General features: G+C 55.4%; 16 protein-coding genes. 11 read left to right on the top strand and 5 right to left on the bottom strand.

The window, feature by feature from the left end:
- Positions 1-45: 45 nt before the first annotated feature.
- From ACP5OT_RS10510 to ACP5OT_RS10525, 4 genes are all read left to right on the top strand, one after another.
- On the top strand, positions 46-288 hold the full coding sequence (locus ACP5OT_RS10510; RefSeq protein WP_424676945.1) for a cyclic-di-AMP receptor: 243 nt from the start codon (positions 46-48) through the stop codon (positions 286-288).
- A 4-nt stretch (positions 289-292) separates the two neighbouring features.
- On the top strand, positions 293-1,519 hold the full coding sequence (locus ACP5OT_RS10515) for a glycosyltransferase family 4 protein (protein ID WP_428132060.1): 1,227 nt from the start codon (positions 293-295) through the stop codon (positions 1,517-1,519).
- Between the two features lie 185 nt (positions 1,520-1,704).
- Complete coding sequence (locus ACP5OT_RS10520) at positions 1,705-2,910, top strand: adenylate/guanylate cyclase domain-containing protein (protein ID WP_428132063.1); 1,206 nt, start codon at positions 1,705-1,707, stop codon at positions 2,908-2,910.
- A 217-nt stretch (positions 2,911-3,127) separates the two neighbouring features.
- Positions 3,128-6,922 carry an AAA family ATPase gene (locus ACP5OT_RS10525; RefSeq protein ID WP_428132066.1) on the top strand — a complete coding sequence of 1,265 codons (3,795 nt, stop codon included), beginning with the start codon at positions 3,128-3,130 and terminating at the stop codon, positions 6,920-6,922.
- 25 nt (positions 6,923-6,947) lie between these two features.
- On the opposite strand, the gene dnaK is transcribed toward ACP5OT_RS10525, so the two are convergent.
- The 4 genes from dnaK to ACP5OT_RS10545 all read right to left on the bottom strand — a co-directional run bounded on the left by dnaK (position 6,948) and on the right by ACP5OT_RS10545 (position 11,899).
- Positions 6,948-8,828, bottom strand: a complete 1,881-nt coding sequence (gene dnaK, locus ACP5OT_RS10530) for a molecular chaperone DnaK (protein ID WP_424676949.1) — start codon at positions 8,826-8,828, stop codon at positions 6,948-6,950.
- A gap of 101 nt (positions 8,829-8,929) precedes the next feature.
- Positions 8,930-10,171, bottom strand: coding sequence for a flavin monoamine oxidase family protein (locus ACP5OT_RS10535; RefSeq protein ID WP_424676950.1), 1,242 nt, complete (start codon positions 10,169-10,171; stop codon positions 8,930-8,932).
- 35 nt (positions 10,172-10,206) lie between these two features.
- Positions 10,207-11,160 carry a LysR family transcriptional regulator gene (locus tag ACP5OT_RS10540; RefSeq protein ID WP_424676951.1) on the bottom strand — a complete coding sequence of 318 codons (954 nt, stop codon included), beginning with the start codon at positions 11,158-11,160 and terminating at the stop codon, positions 10,207-10,209.
- Positions 11,138-11,899: a TerC family protein gene (locus ACP5OT_RS10545; RefSeq protein ID WP_424676952.1), complete on the bottom strand. Its 762-nt coding sequence runs from the start codon at positions 11,897-11,899 to the stop codon at positions 11,138-11,140. The genes ACP5OT_RS10540 and ACP5OT_RS10545 overlap by 23 nt, the downstream gene beginning before the upstream one ends.
- A 246-nt stretch (positions 11,900-12,145) precedes the next feature.
- On the opposite strand from ACP5OT_RS10545, the gene ACP5OT_RS10550 reads away from it, so the two are divergent.
- From ACP5OT_RS10550 to ACP5OT_RS10565, 4 genes are all read left to right on the top strand, one after another.
- The gene (locus tag ACP5OT_RS10550) at positions 12,146-12,643 is read left to right on the top strand and encodes a hypothetical protein (RefSeq protein WP_428132069.1); all 498 of its coding nucleotides are present in this window, start codon (positions 12,146-12,148) and stop codon (positions 12,641-12,643) included.
- 42 nt (positions 12,644-12,685) lie between these two features.
- Positions 12,686-15,784, top strand: coding sequence for an AAA family ATPase (locus tag ACP5OT_RS10555; RefSeq protein ID WP_428111504.1), 3,099 nt, complete (start codon positions 12,686-12,688; stop codon positions 15,782-15,784).
- 176 nt (positions 15,785-15,960) lie between these two features.
- The gene (locus ACP5OT_RS10560) at positions 15,961-16,104 is read left to right on the top strand and encodes a hypothetical protein (RefSeq protein ID WP_424675385.1); all 144 of its coding nucleotides are present in this window, start codon (positions 15,961-15,963) and stop codon (positions 16,102-16,104) included.
- A gap of 4 nt (positions 16,105-16,108) precedes the next feature.
- Positions 16,109-16,939: a metallophosphoesterase family protein gene (locus ACP5OT_RS10565; RefSeq protein ID WP_424675384.1), complete on the top strand. Its 831-nt coding sequence runs from the start codon at positions 16,109-16,111 to the stop codon at positions 16,937-16,939.
- A 105-nt stretch (positions 16,940-17,044) separates the two neighbouring features.
- Here ACP5OT_RS10565 and ACP5OT_RS10570 read toward each other — a convergent pair whose 3' ends face one another.
- A complete protein-coding gene (locus ACP5OT_RS10570) occupies positions 17,045-17,944 on the bottom strand; it encodes a PIG-L deacetylase family protein (RefSeq protein ID WP_428132071.1) in 900 nt (299 codons plus the stop codon).
- Between the two features lie 146 nt (positions 17,945-18,090).
- On the opposite strand from ACP5OT_RS10570, the gene proC reads away from it, so the two are divergent.
- Genes proC through ACP5OT_RS10585 form a run of 3 tightly spaced genes read left to right on the top strand, consistent with a single transcriptional unit; the run spans position 18,091 to position 21,143 of the window.
- A complete protein-coding gene (proC, locus tag ACP5OT_RS10575; protein ID WP_424675382.1) occupies positions 18,091-18,909 on the top strand; it encodes a pyrroline-5-carboxylate reductase in 819 nt (272 codons plus the stop codon).
- A complete protein-coding gene (locus ACP5OT_RS10580) occupies positions 18,910-19,689 on the top strand; it encodes a hypothetical protein (RefSeq protein ID WP_424675381.1) in 780 nt (259 codons plus the stop codon). It begins immediately after the preceding gene.
- 53 nt (positions 19,690-19,742) lie between these two features.
- Positions 19,743-21,143: a MurT ligase domain-containing protein gene (locus ACP5OT_RS10585; protein WP_424675380.1), complete on the top strand. Its 1,401-nt coding sequence runs from the start codon at positions 19,743-19,745 to the stop codon at positions 21,141-21,143.
- Positions 21,144-21,212 lie beyond the last annotated feature (69 nt).

Raw genomic sequence — 21,212 nt, forward strand, 5'->3', positions numbered from 1 at the left:
GTATAATCTCGGCAGCAGTAGATGGTCGAGCGGGAAAGGTTCAGTATGAAACTGATTGTGTTTGTGGTGGAAGACTCTCACGCCGATGCCGGTGTTGATGCGCTTGTCACTGCCGGTTTTCGTGTAACCCGACTGGCGACGACCGGTGGTTTCTTACGGCGTGGGAATACGACTCTGTTAGTTGGTGTGGAGGACTCGCAAGTAGATCGCGCCCACGAAATTATGCAGCGCACTGCACCGGGCACCCTTGCCATTACGATGGATCTTGAGCGTTACGAGCGGTTGTAAGCCTGTGCGCATTCTCTATTTAGCCTCTGGCATTCCGGTACCGGGGACATTGGGCGGCAGCATCCACACCTTGGAAGTTGCGCGTGGGCTGGCTCAACGCGGTCATGACGTTCACGTGGTCGCAGCGAGCCATGAGCTGCCGCTCAGTCATGTTCGGCTCCGGCCAATGCGTCAACTCACCGCACAGTCGTGGAATGGTTTTACTCTCTACCATCAAGACATCCCCAAAGCCCTTAGCCTACTGGGAACGGCGGCAATTATCAAGCTCACAAAGCAACTCCGGCCCGATCTGATAATGGAGCGCTACTACAACTTTGCCGGCGCCGGCCTCATCGCTGCCCACCGACTCGGCATCCCGGCACTGTTGGAAGTAAACGCCTTGATCGTTGATCCGCCGGAGATTCTCAAACGACGGATCGATGACGCGCTCGGTGAGCCATTTCGACGCTGGGCAGAACAGCAGTGTCGTTGGGCGAGTCGGATTGTGACGCCGCTGCACACAACGGTACCGGCTAGTATTCCACGGACAAAGATTGTTGAATTGCCCTGGGGCGCAAACGTCGAGATGTTCATGCCGCCGGCGGCGCCGCCCCCCGGCCCGCCCAACATTGTGTTTATCGGCTCATTTCGGGCGTGGCACGGCGTGCAAGACTTCGTGCACGCGGCGCGGCTCTTGATTGAACGCGGGCACGCCTACCGCTTCACGCTGATCGGCGACGGCCCTGAACGCGCCGCCGCCGAGACGTTGGCCGCACCATACCGGCAACGGTTCACCTTCACCGGCGCGATGCCACACGAACGGCTGCCGGAACTATTGGCGCAGGCCCACCTTGGGGTTGCACCCTTCAATACCGCACCACATCCTGCCTTACGTGCTGCCGGCTTTTTCTGGTCGCCACTGAAGATTTACGAATACATGGCCGCCGGTCTGCCGGTCGTCACGGCGGCGATCCCGCCGCTGAACACTATCATCCGGGAAGGGACGGAAGGGGCACTCTTCCGGGAAGGCGATATCGCCGATCTGGCCGCCGCCATCGAGCGCGTGCTGGCCGACCCTGCTGCTGCCTTTGCGATGGGGCAACGTGCGCGAGCGCGCGTCGTTGCCGAATTTTCGTGGCAACGACATTGTGCCGAGCTAGAGCAAATTGGAGAAGCTTTGATCAAAGCGAACTCTCACTATATTTTAAGAGAAACAGGTGAAAGAGAGAGGGGGGCGCCGCCATACGGTTAGGATCAAAGCGAACTCTCACTATATTTTAAGAAAAACCCAATAATATTGTGTTATCTTAACCGACAACAACGAGTGATTCATCACTTGTTTGTGCGGTATCCTTCGTTTCACCAAGAGAACCTACTATGCATACCGTACCAAATCTGGTCGAACGTCGACTCAATGGCTCATTCATTACGCATTATATGCTCGAACTCTTCGGAAACTCCATTCATTTTGCCCTTGCTAACATTTTACTTGAATCGCTTATCGACTATCAAAGTGATTACTTCCTCTCGTTTGATCCGTACATTCTTCTCCTCAGCAGTTTGATCCAAGGGTATTTCTTGACGATATATAGCACCAAATCGCCTTTCTACCGCTTCATTGGCAATCTCATTGCCCCATCACTATACATCACCATCGAGCTTTCAATCGAAGGCGTGAATTTTTGGAATGATCTTAATCATAGATTTTATCCGTTGTTTGGAGCCTTGATCGGCCTTACTCAATTACTTCAAGGGGTTACCAACCGTAAACTGATCAAAGATTTTCTGATTATTATTGAGAACATCATCCGTACCGGAATTATCTTTTTGATGTACTATATTTTTGAAACGCACGCCAATCCCAATCAGACGAAAAACCTCACCATGTTTTTTTCCGATACCAGTCACCAGTTCATCGGATTATCCCTGCTCTTTTTCGGTGTGGCAATCGGCTTAGCCAATGCAACGAGCCAACATTATCTAGGTCTACTCCGTGATACCACGGCCAAATTAAAGACCTTTTCGGAGTGGCTGCTTGGGCGTGAGCTGCTCAACACCTCCCTTACTCAACCGGAATTGCTGCATCAGCAACGTCAACAGCGAACGATTATGTTTATCGATATTCGTGGCTTTACGCAATGGAGTGAAGCCCATTCACCGGAAGAAACAGTTACGCTGCTCAGTCAGTATTACTGTGCAGTTGAAGATGTGTTAGATCGATATCAGGTCGTTAAATGGAAAATATCGGCTGACGAGGTGATGGCAATCTTTACTCAGCCCCTTGAAGCAGTACGGGCTGCTGCCGAGATCCAACAACAGATCACACCACTCCTTGCGCCCGAACAGTTAGGTGCTGGCATTGGGTTACATTGTGGTCAAGTGGTCGAAGGATTGTTGGGCAGCGACACCATTAAGTTCTATGACGTGATAGGCGACACAGTCAATACCACTAAACGAATCGAGAGTGCTGCCGGTAAGGGCGAAATCTTGATCTCGGAACCGCTGTATCAGCATGTTAAAACCATCTTTGCCAGCGATCGCTCACGTCAGCTTCACGTGAAGGGAAAGGCGCACCCGCTTACGGTTTACTCGCTCACCGAAACAGCATCGCAGCCGGTTGTAGCGGTTCCTGCTTCCGCTTGATCGGGCTGCATCGCTCCACAATATTCGTTCATCACTCAATACACCCTCGGCGAAGGTGGTCTGTGACCAATCGATCATCTTCGCTTGCGTTGCAGCCTACTCTGATCCATAATCAAATAGATCAAACAATGATTTGCGACCCAAAATGTATCCAGATCGACCTCCACCGATGATCACTTATTTGAGAAGCGGTAAGCGAAGGTGTGGATGATCGGCCATGATGCTTGCTCACCTCAGTGAACTCGCCTGCTATCTTCCCGGCCTCATTCGACGCCGGCTGCAAAGTCTGGGGGTCGATGGGCAGCTCGAACCGGCGCTAGAAACATGTTCAGCAGCCATTCTGGTGGCCGATCTATCGGGTTTCACTGCGCTTACCGAACACTTAACGCAGACGAATCCGGCAGGTGCAGAAGAACTGACGCAAATTCTCGACCTCTACTTTGGGCATCTGGTGCGGATTGTCACGGCGCATGGCGGCGATGTTATCAAATTTTCCGGTGATGGTCTGATTGCACTGTGGTACGGCGATGAGTCGTTGACGATCCTTACCCGACGTGCCGTGCAATGTGGACTGGCAATTCAGATGATGATGGCGCCGGCAGTATGGAGCACGGCAGTGATTGATGAGCAAGCCCGCCGACTGCGTGCCCGGGTCGGGATTGGTGCAGGCGAAGTCACGATCATGCATCTCGGTGGAGTATTTGGGCGGTGGGAATTACTGATTACCGGCGACGCAGTTCAAGAAGCGGGAGCAGCGGAAGCAGCAGCACCACCGGGTGAGGTGGCCTTAACGAACACTGCGTGGGAACTCGTGCGGCAATGGTGTGAAACCGTACCGCTGCCGAATGGACATCGGAAGCTAACCGCCCTGCTCGATGATGTGCCGTTACAGGCGTTACGCGAGGTCGAAATAGTACCGGAACAGATCGAACTTCTGCGCGCATACGTTCCCAAAGCGATCCTCACGCGCATCGACGCCGGGCAGAGCGCATGGCTCGCCGAGCTACGGTACGTGACCGTTCTCTTTATCCATTTAGGTAGCCTCACCGCCGAGACTCCCCTCCCGGCAGCACAAGTCGTGATTCGGGCCATTCAGACCTGTTTGTACCGCTACGAAGGTAGTATCAATCGGCTTGGTACCGATAGTAAGGGGCCGACATTATTGGCGGCTTTCGGCTTACCACCGTTTGCGCACGAAGATGACACCCTGCGCGGTGTATTAGCGGCTCAAGACATTGTGCAAACATTGACCGATCTGGGCTTCACCTGTGCAATCGGTGTAACCAGCGGGCAAGCGTTGTGCAGTTCGGTCGGAGGGCAAGAACGGCGCGAATATACGATGATGGGTACGGTTGTCAATCGAGCCGCACGACTGATGCAGGCAGCCCGTCAGCACAACGTACCAATTTTGTGTGACGGTGAGACGGTCGCTGCGTGTCGTGAACATATCAGTTTTAGCGCTTTGCCGCCATTGCACCTCCGCGGGATTCCCGATCCGGTCAACGTCTTCCAACCGCTACCGCCGACACCGAACGGTCATCATCAACAGATCACGATGATTGGCCGGCGTAGCGACAAGCTGATCGGGCGAGCAAGCGAGTTGGCATTTCTCCAGGACCGACTCGCAGATTTACGCCAAGGACGCGGCGGTGGTGTTCTCATCACCGGTGAAGTCGGTATCGGCAAATCGCATCTCGTACAGACATTTCTCGTGCAGGCACAAAGCCAGGATGTGGTTGTATTGAGCGGCATCGCCCGACCCATCGATCGCAGTCCGTATAACACCCTGCGGACCTGTCTCCCCAGCCTCCTCGGTGATCCACGTCTAACCCATCTGACGGATACGGTTTACGAGGTTGCCAACGAATTGTGGCCGACCACGTTAAGCGGCCAGGCAATCCAACCAACAACCTTAGCACCGGCCCACGCCGAGCGATTACGAGAGAGTTTGATCAGCCTACTCATCAGTGCTGCCACTCGTGTACCGCTTGTCCTTGTCATTGAAGACATTCAGTGGCTCGACGAAGCGACGTGGGTTTTGCTGGCCGCATTGCTCGATCGGCGTCCCCCCATCTTGCTGGTCACCACCGGACGACCACCACTGAACCAGATGGAAGTGCAGCGCCGACTGATTCATCACCCATTGATCGAGCATATCAAATTAAGCGGCCTGAGCCCACCGTTGGTTCACGATCTCCTTGCTCAAATCTTTGGTGTTGAGCATGTCGATGAGGCAATCTGGCGTATGATTGCCGACCAGACGCAAGGCCATCCGTTTTTCAGTATCGAATTGGCTAAAGCCCTGCGTGATGCGGGATTAGTCATGCGCCAGCAGGGTATCTGCCGATTTGTACCGGGTGCGAGCAGTACGGCCAACCAGATGGTACGCCTGCCGGCAACTGTGCAGGGATTGATTACCAGTCGGTTTGATCAGTTAGCACTCGATCAGCAATTGACGCTCAAAGCAGCCAGTGTTATCGGAGTTGAATTTGACACGACCACGTTAGCTGCCATTCACCCGACCAATCTGAACGAACAGCAACTGATCGGGCAGCTCTTCGAGTTACAACAGTCCGGTCTCATTTTGCTCGAACGCCTTGAACCTCATCCGTTCTACGCTTTTCGTCCGGCAGCGGTTGCCGAAGCGATCTACAACCTCATGAGTTTTGCGCAGCGTCGACAACTTCATGGACGTTTGGCAGAGTATCTTGAGCAAACCGTCGGTCACGATCCGCTCCAAGCGACAACGATTGCGTATCACTGGCAAGCAGCCGGTGAGCCGATCCGTGCTCGTCCGTATCTTGATCGTGCGGGTGAATTAGCCCTCTATACCGGTGATTATGCACGGGCTATCGAACTGCTCAGTCAAGCCAATCAGATCGGTAATGATCTGCAACCGCAAGTGCGTGGGCGACGCGAACGAATGCTTGCGGAAGCGTTTTACGGGCAAGGGCGACTAGCCGAGAGCTATCGCTGTTTACAGAGCGCATTTACCCACCTAGGGTTGCCGTTACCGGAGGCACGACGAGCAATGCTCTGGCCAGCATTAGCAGAAATTATGCGGCAGAGTTTGCGTCTGTTTGACATCCGTTCGCAACTGCTACCAGACGGCATACACCTTCTTGAGATTGCACGAGCAACCACTTTACTCGTCCAGCTTGACTACTATCAACGTGATCCGATCACCCTCGTTCATAGTACCTTGCGAGCATTAACCTTCGCCAATGCCATCGGCTTAGCGCACGCACGGGCACGGGCATATGCGCATATGAGCATCATCCTCAACCGCTTGCCGGTTCTTGCCGGTAGGTACCGACGAAAATCGATGCAGCTCGCCCAAGCGTTAGGTGATCCGGCTACCGTCGCGTGGATCGCGCAAGCCCACGGGTTAGCTGCGCTTGGCCGTGGGGACTGGAAGCGAGCACAGGCCGCATTGCAACTTGGTTTGACAATTGCTGAGGAGATCGGCGATACCCGCCGCTGGGTCGAATGTCGCGCCTTATTGAGCATGGTACAGGTGCGCACCGGTCAGATTGCCGCTGCGCTGGCCGGTTCGTCCGAGATTTTGGCCTATGGCGAACGCAGCCGTGATCATCAGGTGCAAATTTGGGGTCGCTTAAGCGCCGTCGAGATTTATCTGATTACCGGTAATCTGCCGGCAGCGATCAATGAATGGCAAGCGGCGAGCAATTTGTTTACCGATCCAAACCGAGTTAGCCGTGCCGATCAGATTTGGCATACTGTGCTCGCTGCCCGGATCGCGTTGCTGAACAGCGCAACTCAGCAAGCCTACGAATTGGCGCTGCAAGCCCTCGACCAAATCGATCAAGCTCCTCCCCTGGCAATCTACCTTTTGCGCAGCTATGAAGCGCTAGCCCAAATGTCACTACCTTGGCGAAAACGCTGGGAAGCACGCCTCATTCGCTGGCAAGTAGGATTATTCTTCCCAATCGCGACGAAAACCACCCCGCTCACGAGTGAACAGGGCAAAAAAAAGGGACGGGTACGATGACCCGTCCCGAGCGGCGTACCGTCGCTTAGTTCACGGTATACTCACCTTCGACGACCCCATCATCCTTACGGCCACTGCCACTACCGCCGGTGCCTGGGGTAGCACCGTCACCGTAAACCGCCTGCGAGATCTTAAACACCGCCTGCTGCAACTCGTTCGAGAGTTGCTGAATGCGGCTGCGCTCCTCCTTAGCAATAGCCTCGCGCAGGTCTTTGATCAGGTTCTCGATCCGGCCGCGCTCGATGCTATCGATCTTGTCACCTAGCTCATTGAGCGACTTCTCGGCCTGATAGGCGAGGCTATCGGCCTGATTCTTCAGCTCAACCAGCTCACGGCGTGCCTTGTCTTCAGCAGCGTGGAGCTGCGCCTCGCGAACCATCCGCTCCACTTCCTCTTTCGAGAGGTTAGTGCTGGCGGTGATCGTAATCCGCTGCTCCTTACCGGTCGCTTTATCACGCGCGCTCACATTTAATATGCCGTTTGCATCAATATCGAACGTTACCTCGATCTGCGGCACACCACGCGGCGCCGGCGGAATACCTTCGAGGCGGAAGCGACCCAGCGAGATATTGTCAGCCGCCATCTCGCGCTCACCCTGCAAGATGTGGATATCAACCGCCGTCTGGCCATCGGCTGCGGTCGAGAAGATTTCAGTCTTGCGGGTCGGGATGGTCGTGTTGCGCTCGATCAGCTTCGTCATCACGCCACCGAGCGTCTCCACACCGAGCGACAGCGGCGTCACGTCAAGCAGCAGCACGTCTTTGACTTCACCACCCAGCACGGCAGCCTGGATCGCAGCGCCAACCGCCACTACTTCGTCTGGGTTGACACTCTTGTTCGGCTCTTTGCCGAGCATCTTGCGCACCAACTCTTGCACGACCGGCATGCGGGTTGAACCACCAACCAGTACCACTTCATCAATCTGGCTTGGCTGCAAGCCGGCATCTTTCAGCGCGCGCAACACCGGCTCGCGCAGACGTTCGGTCAGGTGCGCCGTCAACTGCTCGAACTTAGCCCGCGTCAACTTCATCGCCAGATGCTTCGGCCCACTGGCATCAGCCGTGATGAAGGGTAGGTTGATCTCAGTCTCCATCATCGAGCTGAGTTCCATCTTGGCCTTTTCCGCCGCCTCTTTGAGCCGTTGCAAAGCTTGGCGGTCTTTGCTCAGGTCAATGCCCTGATCTTTGCGGAATTCATCGATGATCCAGTTGACGATTGCGGCATCGTAGTCGTCACCACCAAGATGGGTATCACCACTCGTAGCCTTGACCTCGATAACACCATCACCAACCTCGAGGATACTCACGTCGAACGTACCACCACCGAGGTCGAAGACGAGGATGGTCTCATCTTTCTTCTTATCAAGGCCGTAGGCCAGTGCCGCAGCCGTCGGCTCGTTAATGATGCGCAATACTTCCAGCCCGGCAATCTTACCGGCGTCTTTCGTCGCCTGGCGCTGACTATCGTTGAAGTAGGCCGGCACCGTAATCACCGCCTGAGTCACCGGCTCACCAAGGAAGGCCTCGGCGTCAGCTTTGAGCTTCTGCAAGACCATTGCCGAGATCTCCTGCGGTGCATACTCTTTGCCGGTCTGTGGTACATAGATACGCACGTCGTTACGCGGCCCCTTCACAACCTTGAAGGGTACCCGCTCACGCTCTTCAGTTACCTCATCAAACGAGCGACCAATAAACCGCTTCACCGAATAGAGCGTATTTTCTGGGTTAATCGTTGCTTGACGCTTCGCAGTCAAACCGACTAACCGTTCACCGTTCTTCGTAAAAGCCACGACCGACGGTGTCGTGCGGTTGCCTTCGGCGTTGGGAATGACAACTACATCACCGCCTTCCATCACCGCAATGCACGAGTTGGTCGTGCCCAAGTCAATTCCCACAATCTTGCCCATAGTAATGGCCTCCCATCGCAATGTTGTCGTACACCCTACGGGGCGTTGTTGTTTCTGTGTGTAGTGTACCTATTTTCTAGCAACGATACACTAGCGGGATGTTAGAGGTGTGTTTGAATCTGCGCTTGACGGGCCAACAAGATCTGACGCGCCACCCGGCGCCCACTCTCAAACGCACCATGTACGGTAGCGATCTCAGCCCCGGTGACGGTCGCTTCGCCGGCAAAGAAGATTGGATCGAGCGGAGTAGCGAGCACGGCACGTGCCGCCGGTGTTGTCACTGCACTGTAGGTGTATGCCCCCCGACTCCACGGATCGTTTGACCAGTCGATCAACCGACCATTACGATAGTAGGCTGCCGCGTCAACTTGAAACAAGGTGCTCAGTTCTTCGAGGGCAACTGTTATTGCTCTGGCTTCACCTAACTCGGACACCACCACCGCCTGCTGCCCACCCGTGTAGCCCATCAATGTCGGTACATGCGCACTCGTAACCGGCCACCACGTGGCAATGGTGTTATTAGTGCTAAGCACGGTGAAAGATGTCCAAAACTGCCGATCAAACCAAAGGACCAACTTGGTGACGTGGCCCATTGGAATAGCGTGAATCGCAGCTTGCTTGTCAGCCGGCAGCGGTGGATCGAACCGCAGGTGACCGGCTTGCAACAGCGACACCGGTACGGTAATGACCACGCGGCGAGCCTGAAGTCGGCGCTCATCGGCAAGGATGACGTCAACCTGCTTGGCCGACCAAACCACGTTCGTCACGGCCGCCCCTAGCTCAATCGCAATCCCGGCACAGAGCGGATCGAGTAACCGGTCATAGCCACAATCAATGTGAAAGTTATCTTCACCCATAGTACTCAGCCGACGCTCACGGGAGAGAGCTGTCGCACTCAAACGAGTTAAGTCGGCCCCTTCGAGATTTGCCAGCCAGCGCCCAATGAGCGTCTGCACGTATGGTGACGGCGACAGTCGCGCAATCAAGTCGGCGACACTCACTTCGGGGCCACGATATTGGCAGATTTGCCGGTACAGTTGATAAACCGCTTGCACGACCGGATCGGTATCGGTCAGCATCTGGCCGTCTAACGCAAACCGACGGTCGCGTCCCCAGCGTGACGTGCTAAGACCGATCCGTTGCACCAGTTCCCACGTCGCAGCGCGATGACCGTGAATAAATTCGGCGCCAAACTCAACCGGCCCGTAGCTCCGGTCGGTCCAGATCCGACCACCAATGCGCTGCCGCGCCTCAACGACGAGCACGTTGCAGCCGGCGGCGTGCAAGGCATGGGCTGCGGCTAAACCGGCGATACCGGCGCCAATAATGATCACATCGTACATAAAACCTCATACTATCAGGTTGCTGTAGCTCGGCATTACGTCGTCAATCCCAACTGCAAGAGCACTGAGCGCGTTTTTTCACCCAACAACGTCTCGTACATAAGATCGACAACGTGTGCCGGTGCGCGTTCACGTAGCCGAACGAGATGCCATTCTTGGGCCACCGGTTGACCGGCCAATGCGATAATGCCCAGCCGTTCAAGCCGAGCGGGCAACAGACTAACCGGTAAGAACGCTAACGCTATGCCAGCCTCAACGGCGGCCCGTAGGAGCAGGGGGCTATCAGCCTCCAAGGCGATGCGGAGATCGGGCACGTTAACACCACGACGGCGTAAGCCGTCTTCGAGCACGCGCCGTAACGGATGACCGACACGTGGTAAGGCCAAGGGGTAGTCGTGTAAGATACCGGCTGGGACCTGCTCCGCCGGCAAAAGCGGATGCCCGGTCGACGCAACCAGCACCAACCGTTCAACGGCCAACAATCGCGTCTCGAAGCCACGCCGTCTCGGTGTATCATTCACCAACACCAGATCGAAGAGCCGCTCACCAAGACCTTCTAACAATTGGTCAGCGGCTTGTACCGCAACTTCAACGGTAACTGCCGGGTACTGACGCTGAACCACCGCCAGTGCATACGGCAGAAATGCTTCAGCCCCACCGGCGACACACCCCACCCTGACCCGCCCACCGATCTGACCGCGGAGTGCGCTCACGGCCTGCACCGTTCGTTCGGCCATAGCTACCAGTTCCCGCGCATTACTGAGTAACTGCTCACCGGCCAGTGTAAGCACCATCTGTTGTCCGCTACGCCGGAACAAGCGCACCCCACCCATCTGCTCCTCAAGGGTACGGATTTGCTGGCTGACCGCCGGTTGCGACATATGCAGACGTTTAGCTGCCGCTGAAAATGAACCGGTTTCCACGACGGCCAAAAAAGTTTGCAGATGAACGGTATTCAACATCGCCTTAATGACCGAGCTTCGTCGCATCGTAGCGTTGGTGTAACTGGACCGGTTGCCGTGCTTTGGCCTTTGCCGCTACCCGCAAGTTGAGCATCTCGACCATCACCGAGAAACCCATTGCGAAATAGATATAACCTTTGGGGATGTGCAATTCAAAGCCCTCGGCCACTAGCGAAAACCCGATTAATAAGAGAAAGCTGAGGGCGAGCATCTTCACGGTTGGATGATCGTTGACGAATTTGGCAATTCCTTCGGCAAGAAAGAGCATAACTCCAACCGCAATGATCACCGCTGTCATCATTACCCATAACTCATTGGCCATACCTACAGCAGTGATCACCGAATCGAGCGAAAAAACAATATCGATCAGGATAATTTGGATCACCACCGCCTGCAATGTCGTCACGGCGACCGATTGCTCACCGTGTTCAGTGCCTTCAAGCTTCTCGTGGATTTCGGTAGTGGCTTTGTAGATCAAAAATAAACCACCCCCCAACATAATCAGACTACGTCCGGTGACATGCCACGGACCGACCTCAAAGAGAGGCTGTGTGAGACTGGCAATCCAACTGATTGACAACAGCAGCAGTAATCGGGTGATGAGCGCAAGCGATAATCCGATCTGCCGCGCCGGGCGTTGTTGTTCCATTGGGAGTTTACCTGCTAAAATGCTAATAAAGATGATATTGTCAACGCCCAACACGATCTCCATAACGGTAAGTGTGATCAACGCCAAGAGATTCTCGACCGAAAAGATAGTTTCCATAATTGTTTGCAACACCTTTTCCATCTTATATTCACCATACACCGTGCTATATGGTAGCACTCAGCAACCGACCGGTCAACGTTCGATCGCGAATTGGTATAATGACGGTGACACAAAGTTGGTCTGCCGGCGTTGACACATCTGACGTAGACGGTAAGGGCTGTACCGAACACCGAATATCAAGGTATTATTGGTTGTGCTTACCTCAAACAATCTTGAGTTTCATACTGGATCTAGGAACAGATTATGACGTGGCAATTAGTTCAAGGCAGTCCTGATCTTGTTACTGTGCGCTTTATTCCATGGCTCACATGGAGTTTTGCGGCTCTCGTCATCTACGGCGTAACGACGATTGTGCAATCGATTATTACACGCGGGCAAGGCATTACGACCGGTGAAATAGTAACGCTTGTTTTACTATTTGGCATGATGATCTTTACTCTGATCACCGGTGGGCAATTCGGCCTGTGTCGGATCGACCGCCGACACGGTCTCTTGTCCGTGACATCGTATGGGCTGCTCGGTCGCTCGTACCAAGAACGTCCGCTGGCCGACGTTAAAGGATTAGAAGTGCGCTTGCTCCGGCGTGCCCAGTATCGGCTGCTGGTGGCTTTACGTTCGGGTGAACGACTACCACTCGCGCCGTTTTATCTGGTGAGCTTTAACGACCGCAGTATTCGCTCGATTGCGAAAGCCCTCGGCGTTGAACCGGAATTGATACAGGAAAAGCGTTCGTTTCGTTGATCATACGCTGCACAATGGTACGGTGAGAAAACACGTATCGGTATGATTCCAATCCAGCTTTCACTGCGAAACTTTATGTGTTACCGTACCGACGACGACGGTAAACCACTCCGCCTCGAACTTGATGGTCTCCACGTGCTGTGTTTGTCAGGCGAGAATGGGGCAGGCAAATCGACCCTACTTGACGCGATCACGTGGGCTTTGTGGGGGGAAGCCCGTAGTGCCGACGATGACCTGATCACACAAGGTGAGACCGAGATGATGGTCGAGCTGATATTCGCCCTTGATGGTCGCACATACCGGGTGATTCGTCAGCGCCAACGTGGGCGAAACACCGGCAAAGGTACGAGTGCCGGAAAGACATGGCTCGATCTGCAAATACTAGACGGCACGCAGTGGCGACCAATCGGCGAAAATACCATCCGCGAGACGCAGGCCAAGATCGACACTCTGTTGCGGATGTCATACCGTACCTTCATCAATGCGTCGTTTCTGTTGCAAGGTCAGGCCGATAAGTTCACCAGTGCTTCAGCCGCCGAGCGTAAACAGGTGCTGGCCGAGATTCTCGGTCTAGACGAATATGCCGAGCTTGAACAACGTGCCCGTGAACGGGTGCGTACCCTCGAGGCTGAGACGATCAGGGTACGTGGTCAGCTTGAATCGTTGCAACCGACTGCTGCCAAAGTACCGTTCTGGCAAGAGGCGGTGATCAATGCCGAACAACAACGGCTGCGTTTGCAAGCGGCTTACGCTGAGTTAGAGGCGGAATATACCGTTGCCGTCAATCGGCTCCGCGAGTTGGAAGCCCTCGCCCAACGTCATCGTGAACTCCTCGACCGAATTACGTCTTTGCATACCGACATTCAGCGTTACAACCGTGAATTGCACGAATTAGACCAACGGATCGCTCATGACGAAAGTATCATCGCCCGTCGCTCAGTGATCCAAGCCGGTCTCGCCGAACTGACAACCGCTCGTGCCGAATTGGAACGTCTCAGGCAAGTGCGCGACCAGTACAATACGCTGATGATGCACCGAACCGAGCTGAAACAGGAACTCAAGACGGCGTTCTACGAATTGCGCGAGCGTCTATCTCGTGCCGAACAAGAACGTGAACGCCTGTACACTGCGGTAACCCGCTTCGCCGAATTACAACAGCGAGTCGCTACCTTGCAGCACCGTCTACACGAATTGGCACCGGTGCATGCGCGCATGGCACACCTCCAAGACCAACGGATCGCTATTGAACAACAACTGTCGCACCTGAAAGAACTCACATACCGACAAACGATGCTCAAAGACCAGCTTGACCAGCGCCGCGTTGCGCTCAAGAACGAGCAGGATCGTTTGCAGCAAGATCGGCAACGCCTCGACCGTCAACTCGCCGACGTTGCCCGGTGGCGGGTTGCGCTTCAGGAAGCGCAAACGGCCCTTGCCGCGTTACGTGCTCTGGAAGAGCAGCAGTTGCTGCACCGTCGGCGTGAACAAGAGATTGTCGAAACACTTGGGAAGGCACGGGCTACTGCGGTGCAGGCACAACAAGCGATGGATAAACTACGGGCAAATCAGGCTCTGCTGGCTACCGGTAGTGGTGAATGCCCGGTCTGCCGCCACCGGCTCGATCCTGCTGAAACTGAACACGTGATGGCTCACTATGCCCACGAGCTAGCAGCGCTTCAGCACGAGGAAGCACGTGCATTGGCAACGGCGCAAACCGCCGAACAAGCATTGGCAACCGTGCGCGCCACGATTGCGGACAACGAGCAAGAACTGGCCAAGTTACGCCGACAAGCTGCCGCTATCGAGACGCTGGAACGTCAACTGGCGCAAGCTACTGCTTGGGAACAAGAACGGAACGATATTGTCCAGCGACTCACAGCTCTTGAAGCGAAACTTGCCACCGACGAGATCGATCCGCCGCTCCAAGCCGAACTCGCTGCGGTCACCGCACAACTGACACAGTTTGACCACATAACCGGTCTCCAAAACGACTTGGCGATGATCAACGACGAACTAACCGCCTGTGAGCGCCAACTGCGTGAACAGAGCCGCCTCGAAGGTGAACTCGATAGCTGTCAACGCGAGCTAGAACGCTTGCAAGATGCCTCGGCCAAACTTCCCGACGTCGAGGCAGTCGTCGCCGAACTCCAACGCCAAATCGAGACTAACGACTTCGCCCACGAGATTCGGAGCGCCGGACGGCAAGTGGAAGCCGAGATCGCAGCTCTCAACTACCAACCCGAATTACTCGAGATGGCCGAGGCGAAGATTCGTTCTTTAACGCATTGGGAACAGGAAGAACGGGAATTGATATTGGCTGAACAACGCTACTCCGGCGAACTAAAACTTCGTTCGCAGACGCAAACGCTGCGCGATCACGCCGAGCATAAGCGACAAACACTGCAAGCAGAGGCGGATACATTAGCTAACGAACTGACCAAACTGCCGCTCGTGCAAACCACCGTTACCCAGATCAAACAACGTCTAGACGAAACTGCACGTGCATTGCAGATTGCTGAGCGCGATCTGACCGAAAAGCAGACGTACCTCCGACAGGCAGAGGCTGCCGCTGCGCAATTAGAGACATTGCAAGCTCAGGAACGACAGCTTCGCGAACGCAGCGCACTCTTTGCCGAGCTGGCCGAAGCCTTTGGCAAAAAGGGGGTGCAGGCGATGTTGATCGAAACCGCCATCCCCCAAATCGAAGACGAAGCTAACAGCTTGCTGGCCCGCTTGACCGATGGGCAGATGCATCTGCGCTTCGAGATGCAGCGTGACACCAAAAAGGGTGATACGGTTGAGACGCTCGATGTGCGTGTTGCCGATGCCCTCGGTACACGCGACTACAAGGCGTTCAGCGGCGGCGAGGCTATGCGGGTCAACTTCGCCATTCGGATTGCGCTTTCTCGTCTGCTTGCTCACCGCGCCGGTGCGCGCCTTGAAACACTGGTGATCGATGAAGGATTCGGTACTCTCGACGCCGATGGCCGTGAGCGGATGGTAGAAGCAATTACGGCGATTCAACAAGATTTTGCCCGTATTATCGTCATTACCCACATCGACGATCTCAAAGATCGCTTTCCGGCAACGCTTGAAATCCGCAAGACGCCTGCCGGTAGTCGGTGGGAATTGCGCGGGTAATGCGATCCAAAGGCCTAAGCTGATATCATTGTGGCAAGTAACTTGCCGCATTACCCATCACCACGCTGTGCAATCGGTCATCTATAGACGCTGTTCTACGCTAACTGATGAAATTGTTCGTATAATGATGTTGGTTGTGCAATGGCGTTGTGCAATCATCAAGAAAGGCTTTTCCGATGGAAATCATCCCTACCCTGCTCAAATACACCTTTGTAGCGGTTGTAGCCGTTGAAGGCGTATTAATTTTACGTGCTATCATCACCCTCGCCCGCGAGAAAGCACGTGCTGCGGCTACACCATCATCGACTGTCGAGGAGTAAGGTTGTGGCATTCCGTATCCTACATATCTCCGACGTTCACACCGGCCCGCCGTTCAACCCTGCCGCTGCCGAACGCTTGATTGCCGATGCACACACTCTCAAACCCGATCTGGTGGTCATTTCAGGCGATTTCGTGCAACGGGCCGACTTTGCCGCTCAGTGGCGTGCTGCCCGTATCCTGCGAGAACGCCTCCCAGAACCGCAACTGGTGGTGGCCGGGAATCACGACGTGCCGCTCTTTAACTTGCCCGAACGCCTGTTGAATCCGTTACGCCGGTATCGACAACAGATCTCACCTGACTTGAACCCTGTCTTTACTGCACCCGGCCTCGCAGTTGTCGGTGCGTGTACTGCCCATGGCTGGACAGTAGACGGCGGGAAGCTTTACCCCAACCAAATGATGGCGTTGCGTCAGCGCCTCACCCAATTCGGCCCTGATGTCTACAAAATTGTGGTCTGGCATCATCCGGTCGCGTTGCCACCCACCTATCGGCGTAAGCGGGTAACGATCAGCAACGCCCATGAAGCGATTCGTCTGCTTGATGAGTTGGCCGTCGATCTCCTGCTCTGTGGTCACTTGCACATCAGCTTCGTCGGTAATACCCGTGACTTCCAGCCCAATGTACGTCACGGCACCTATATCGTGCAGAGTGGCACCACCACTTCACGACGCGGCTATGGCCTTGAGCACGGCATGAATACCTGCAATCTGATTACCATCGAGCATGACGGTGCGCGCGTACAGCATCTACGGCTCGATCAACACGGTGACGGGTTCCGCCCCTTCGCCGAGCATTGGCTTCCACGACAGACAGTGACAGTGACCGGGTCTTGACCATTTGCGCAATATTCCTATTCCCGATGACCGTTCTGCCAAGCTCCAGCGTCATCTGACAATCATTGAGCGTATGTATCACCGCCAGGTAGGAAATTTGCCGTCCTACCACACCACGCCGGCAAACAGATCATCTTCGCGCACATCATCGGTGGCCGGTGGATACGCCCGCATAAACGTATCAGCACTGCCGAGCAACCTCACAATAGTGCTTAACGGGCCACGGGTAAACGGTCCACCACCACCCTGACTCAGATGTGCTGCTGCCGCCGCCTGTACCTGCTCACGGACAGCGGTCGTATCGATCCGGGCATGGGTCGGAAACGCAACGTCTGCCAGTTTGGTCAGATCGACATCACGATTACGGCCAAACGCACGTGGATCTCGTCCGAACAGCGGCATCAACCGCACGACTAGGCGCAAGAGACGGCGCGAAAAGGTAGTGTAGTAGAGCTTCTGTGGCACGTAAGCCGGTCCTGCCGATGGGTAAGCCGACGGATTGCCGGCAGCGTGGAAGGCAGCAACGGTCGCTTCGTGGATGGCGATATGGTCGGGGTGGCGATACCCACCGATTGGGTCGAAGGTGATCACGACTTGCGGATGCAGTTGGCGAATACGCCGCACAATCTGCTCAACCACCTGTTCACGCGGTTGGTTGATCAGCGCGTCAGGATGGGTATTGGCCGCGGTTCCGGGCATCCCCGAATCACGGTAGCCCAATAACGTCACACTGCTCAGACCAAGCGCCTCGGCTGCCCGCAATAGTTCAGTGCGTCGCAATTCTGCCACCGATTGGTAGCCGTTGAGCAGTGCTGGATCGACAGTACCCTCTTCGCCGCCGGTTGCACAAATCAGATGCACCGCCGCCCCCGACCACGCATACCATGCTAATGTACCGCCCGGACCGAAGCTTTCATCGTCAGGGTGAGCAAAAACGGCTAATAATGTGGGACGAGTATCGATGATTGTGGGTCGCAGGATTATCGTTTCTGGTTGTGAACGCATAGTTGCCTAGAGAGATGAGAGCCTTCTTCAGAGCAATCGCTTATCATCAAGCCTATCGGCTACTATGGTATCATACCCCACAGAACTACAGATGTTGTCGGTCATGTGATGGAAGAGTGACCAATTGTTTGCACAGGTGATCATGTATGCTTACTGACTTGCCAATTGCCGTGATCGGCGCCGGTGCAATGGGTGAAGCAATCATCGGCGGTCTTTTGCGCAACGAACTCGTCACACCCGATCAGATACTAGCCAGCCATCCCCGCGACGATCGTCGGCGCGACCTCGCTCATCGCTACGCGATTCACACAACCCACGACAATCTCGAAGCAGCTAAATGGGGGCGGATTGTCATTTTTGCCGTCAAACCACAACAGTTACAACGCATTTTACCGCCATTACGTGGTGCAATCCGCGACGAAGATCTCGTGATCTCGGTGATTGCCGGTGTCACCATCACTACATTTGCCGAGGCCCTCGATCACCAAGCTATCGTGCGGAGCATGCCAAATACGCCTGCCCAAATCGGTGCCGGTATGACGGTATGGACGGCGGCACCCGCCGTGACCGAGCATCAGCGGAGGTGGGCAACGACAGTACTCGGTGCGCTGGGACGTGAGCTGTATGTTGATAACGAGACGTATCTCGATATGGCTACTGCGATTAACGGGACGGGGCCAGCTTACGTCTTTTTGATGATGGAAGCGATGATCGACGCCGGCGTCCACCTCGGCTTATCGCGCCGCATCGCCGAGGAGCTGGTCCAGCAGACGATGCTTGGTTCGGTACAGTACGCAATGCAGAGTGGTCTCCATCCGGCACAGTTGCGCAATGCAGTCACCTCACCTGGCGGCACCAGCGCTGCGGCACTGAGCGAACTTGAACGGGGTGGATTACGGACAGTGCTGGCCGATGCGATCTGGGCTGCTTACCGTCGTTCGGTTGAATTGGGAAGGCAGGGCTAGATGGCAGTAAGTTATGCACGTGTACGATTAACGACCGAAGACGACCGGCGCTACCGCGCTTATGTCGAGAAATTTAAGCTCCAACGCAAAAATCAGAAGGCGATCCGCCCCCCCCGCCAACGTGACATTTTTGGTGGGCAAGCTGAAGCTGCCCTACGCGACTGGCTGGCGACGCAGGTATCGCTCGACGAGCGTCGCATTCTCGAATACGAAGAACGGCGCAATCGTACCGCGCAGATTAAGTATCGCGAACTTGATGCCTTAGCTATTGTTGACGGTGTGGCGTGGGTATTCGAGATCAAAGCCAGCCGCACGGCCAGTGCTTTACGTCGTGCTGTTGCGCAACTGAACGAGACACGCCAGATTTTGCACCTGCTTTTCCACCGCGTCGGCGTAACGATTCTGCTGGTCGATACCGGCATTCCCGTCGATAGCGCTGCTGCTGACGCATTGATGCAGAGCGATCGACCACCGCCACGCCGACCCGAACCTCTTGCCGAAGTACTTACCGCGCTGCCCCAACTTCAGATCATCGATACGTTGGCGGTGCGCTCGGCCGATGACGATCAGGTCAACCTCATGCTGTTTAGCGTTGACGACATCATCGCGCTGGTCGGAGCCGAGAATCTAGCGTTGAACTGGGAAGAAGACGATCTCTACGACGAATTGGACGACGAACCACCACCGGCCACGACTCTCTTTGCCAGTAGCGGCGACGATGACGATAACGATGATGATAATCCACTAGCCGCCGCGTTGCGCAAGGCTGGATTACGCTAACTACGTCAGACAAGTTCTGCTATTGCCCGATCTCCACCGTGACTACCTACCGTATGAACCATTTACGCACTACTGTCGCATTAGTTTTGGGACGTACCGCCAGAATCTTCTCCCGTCGTTTCCATCTCGGCGGTGGGACGAGCTTACCCGGTCAAATCGCCCGCTCAATTGAACCGGCAATCTTGACCACCATTTGCACGGCATTACCCGATGGTGTGATTCTGATCGCCGGCACCAACGGGAAGACCACGACGAGTCGCATGTTAGCGGCCATTCTCGAACATACCGGCGAACCACTGTTGCACAACCGCGCCGGCGCCAACCTGCTTCCCGGCCTTACCACCGTCGCCATCACCGATACCGATTGGCGCGGACGCCCCCATGCCCGTCGCGCCCTGTTCGAGACTGATGAAGCTGCGTTACCACAAGCTATCGCCGAAACCCGCCCACGGCTCGTTGTCTTGCTCAACCTATTCCGAGACCAACTCGACCGCTACGGCGAGATTGACACTATTGCCGGCAACTGGCGGCGGGCATTGCAAACCTTACCCGCAACCAGTACTGTCGTGTTCAACGCAGATGATCCGGCTATTGCCGGCCTCACCGAACACCTTCCTGCACGCGTAATCGGGTTTGGGTTAAATGACACTCGTCACGCAGTCGCTGCCGCTACGCACATCGCCGACTCACAATTTTGCCAGACGTGCGGTCACCGTTATCACTACCGGCACATCTTCTACGCCCACATCGGTCACTATACCTGCCCCCACTGCGGACGCCACCGACCCGATCCGCAGATTGCACTGACTGCGCTTGAACCACGTGGATTAGACGGCAGTGAGCTTCAGATCAGACATCCGGTCGGTCAACTCCAAATACACCTCCCACTCCCCGGCCTCTACAACGCCCAGAATGCACTGGCCGCAACCGCCGCCGCATTAGCTCTCGGCATTGCGCCGACAACAATTGGTGCAGCCCTAACCACATTCCAGGCCGCTTTTGGTCGCATCGAGCGGATCACTGCCGGCCCCAATGGCCCACCAATGCTGATTGCGCTGATTAAAAATCCGGTGGGAGCTTCAGAGACGGTGCGGATGCTTACGGCCACAACGACGCGACCATTACACCTCCTGATCGCGATCAACGACCGCTTCGCCGACGGTACCGACGTTTCGTGGCTGTGGGATGCCGATTTCGAGCCTTTGGCTGGACGGGTCGCCCGCGTGACAGTCAGCGGTACGCGCGCCGCCGATATGGCCTTGCGTCTTGATTATGCTGGGGTTGATGGAGCCGCGATCACGGTTATCGATGATCTGCCAACAGCCCTCGATACAGCATTGGTAGCCTTACCCGTTGGCGAAACCCTCGCCGTACTACCGACCTATACCGCTATGCTCGACCTCCGCGCCGAGATCGCCCGCCGTGGCTGGGCCAAACCGTTTTGGGAAACCTGATCACGCAAAGGGCGCAAAGGGCGCAAAGGGCGCACGGCATCATCACACTTCGCTTTGCGTTCTCTGCGT

The sequence above is a fragment of the Chloroflexus sp. genome (assembly GCF_049970315.1).
Taxonomy (GTDB): Bacteria; Chloroflexota; Chloroflexia; order Chloroflexales; family Chloroflexaceae; genus Chloroflexus.

Excerpts from the sequence above, each read along its gene's own strand:
- ACP5OT_RS10510 (WP_424676945.1), top strand. The coding sequence starts at position 46 with ATGAAACTGATTGTGTTTGTGGTGGAAGACTCTCACGCCGATGCCGGT.
- ACP5OT_RS10520 (WP_428132063.1), top strand. The coding sequence starts at position 1,705 with ATGCTCGAACTCTTCGGAAACTCCATTCATTTTGCCCTTGCTAACATT.
- ACP5OT_RS10525 (WP_428132066.1), top strand. The coding sequence starts at position 3,128 with ATGATGCTTGCTCACCTCAGTGAACTCGCCTGCTATCTTCCCGGCCTC.
- dnaK (WP_424676949.1), bottom strand. The coding sequence starts at position 8,828 with ATGGGCAAGATTGTGGGAATTGACTTGGGCACGACCAACTCGTGCATT.
- ACP5OT_RS10535 (WP_424676950.1), bottom strand. The coding sequence starts at position 10,171 with ATGTACGATGTGATCATTATTGGCGCCGGTATCGCCGGTTTAGCCGCA.
- ACP5OT_RS10540 (WP_424676951.1), bottom strand. The coding sequence starts at position 11,160 with ATGCGACGAAGCTCGGTCATTAAGGCGATGTTGAATACCGTTCATCTG.
- ACP5OT_RS10545 (WP_424676952.1), bottom strand. The coding sequence starts at position 11,899 with ATGGAAACTATCTTTTCGGTCGAGAATCTCTTGGCGTTGATCACACTT.
- ACP5OT_RS10550 (WP_428132069.1), top strand. The coding sequence starts at position 12,146 with ATGACGTGGCAATTAGTTCAAGGCAGTCCTGATCTTGTTACTGTGCGC.
- ACP5OT_RS10555 (WP_428111504.1), top strand. The coding sequence starts at position 12,686 with ATGATTCCAATCCAGCTTTCACTGCGAAACTTTATGTGTTACCGTACC.
- ACP5OT_RS10560 (WP_424675385.1), top strand. The coding sequence starts at position 15,961 with ATGGAAATCATCCCTACCCTGCTCAAATACACCTTTGTAGCGGTTGTA.
- ACP5OT_RS10570 (WP_428132071.1), bottom strand. The coding sequence starts at position 17,944 with ATGCGTTCACAACCAGAAACGATAATCCTGCGACCCACAATCATCGAT.
- proC (WP_424675382.1), top strand. The coding sequence starts at position 18,091 with ATGCTTACTGACTTGCCAATTGCCGTGATCGGCGCCGGTGCAATGGGT.
- ACP5OT_RS10580 (WP_424675381.1), top strand. The coding sequence starts at position 18,910 with ATGGCAGTAAGTTATGCACGTGTACGATTAACGACCGAAGACGACCGG.
- ACP5OT_RS10585 (WP_424675380.1), top strand. The coding sequence starts at position 19,743 with ATGAACCATTTACGCACTACTGTCGCATTAGTTTTGGGACGTACCGCC.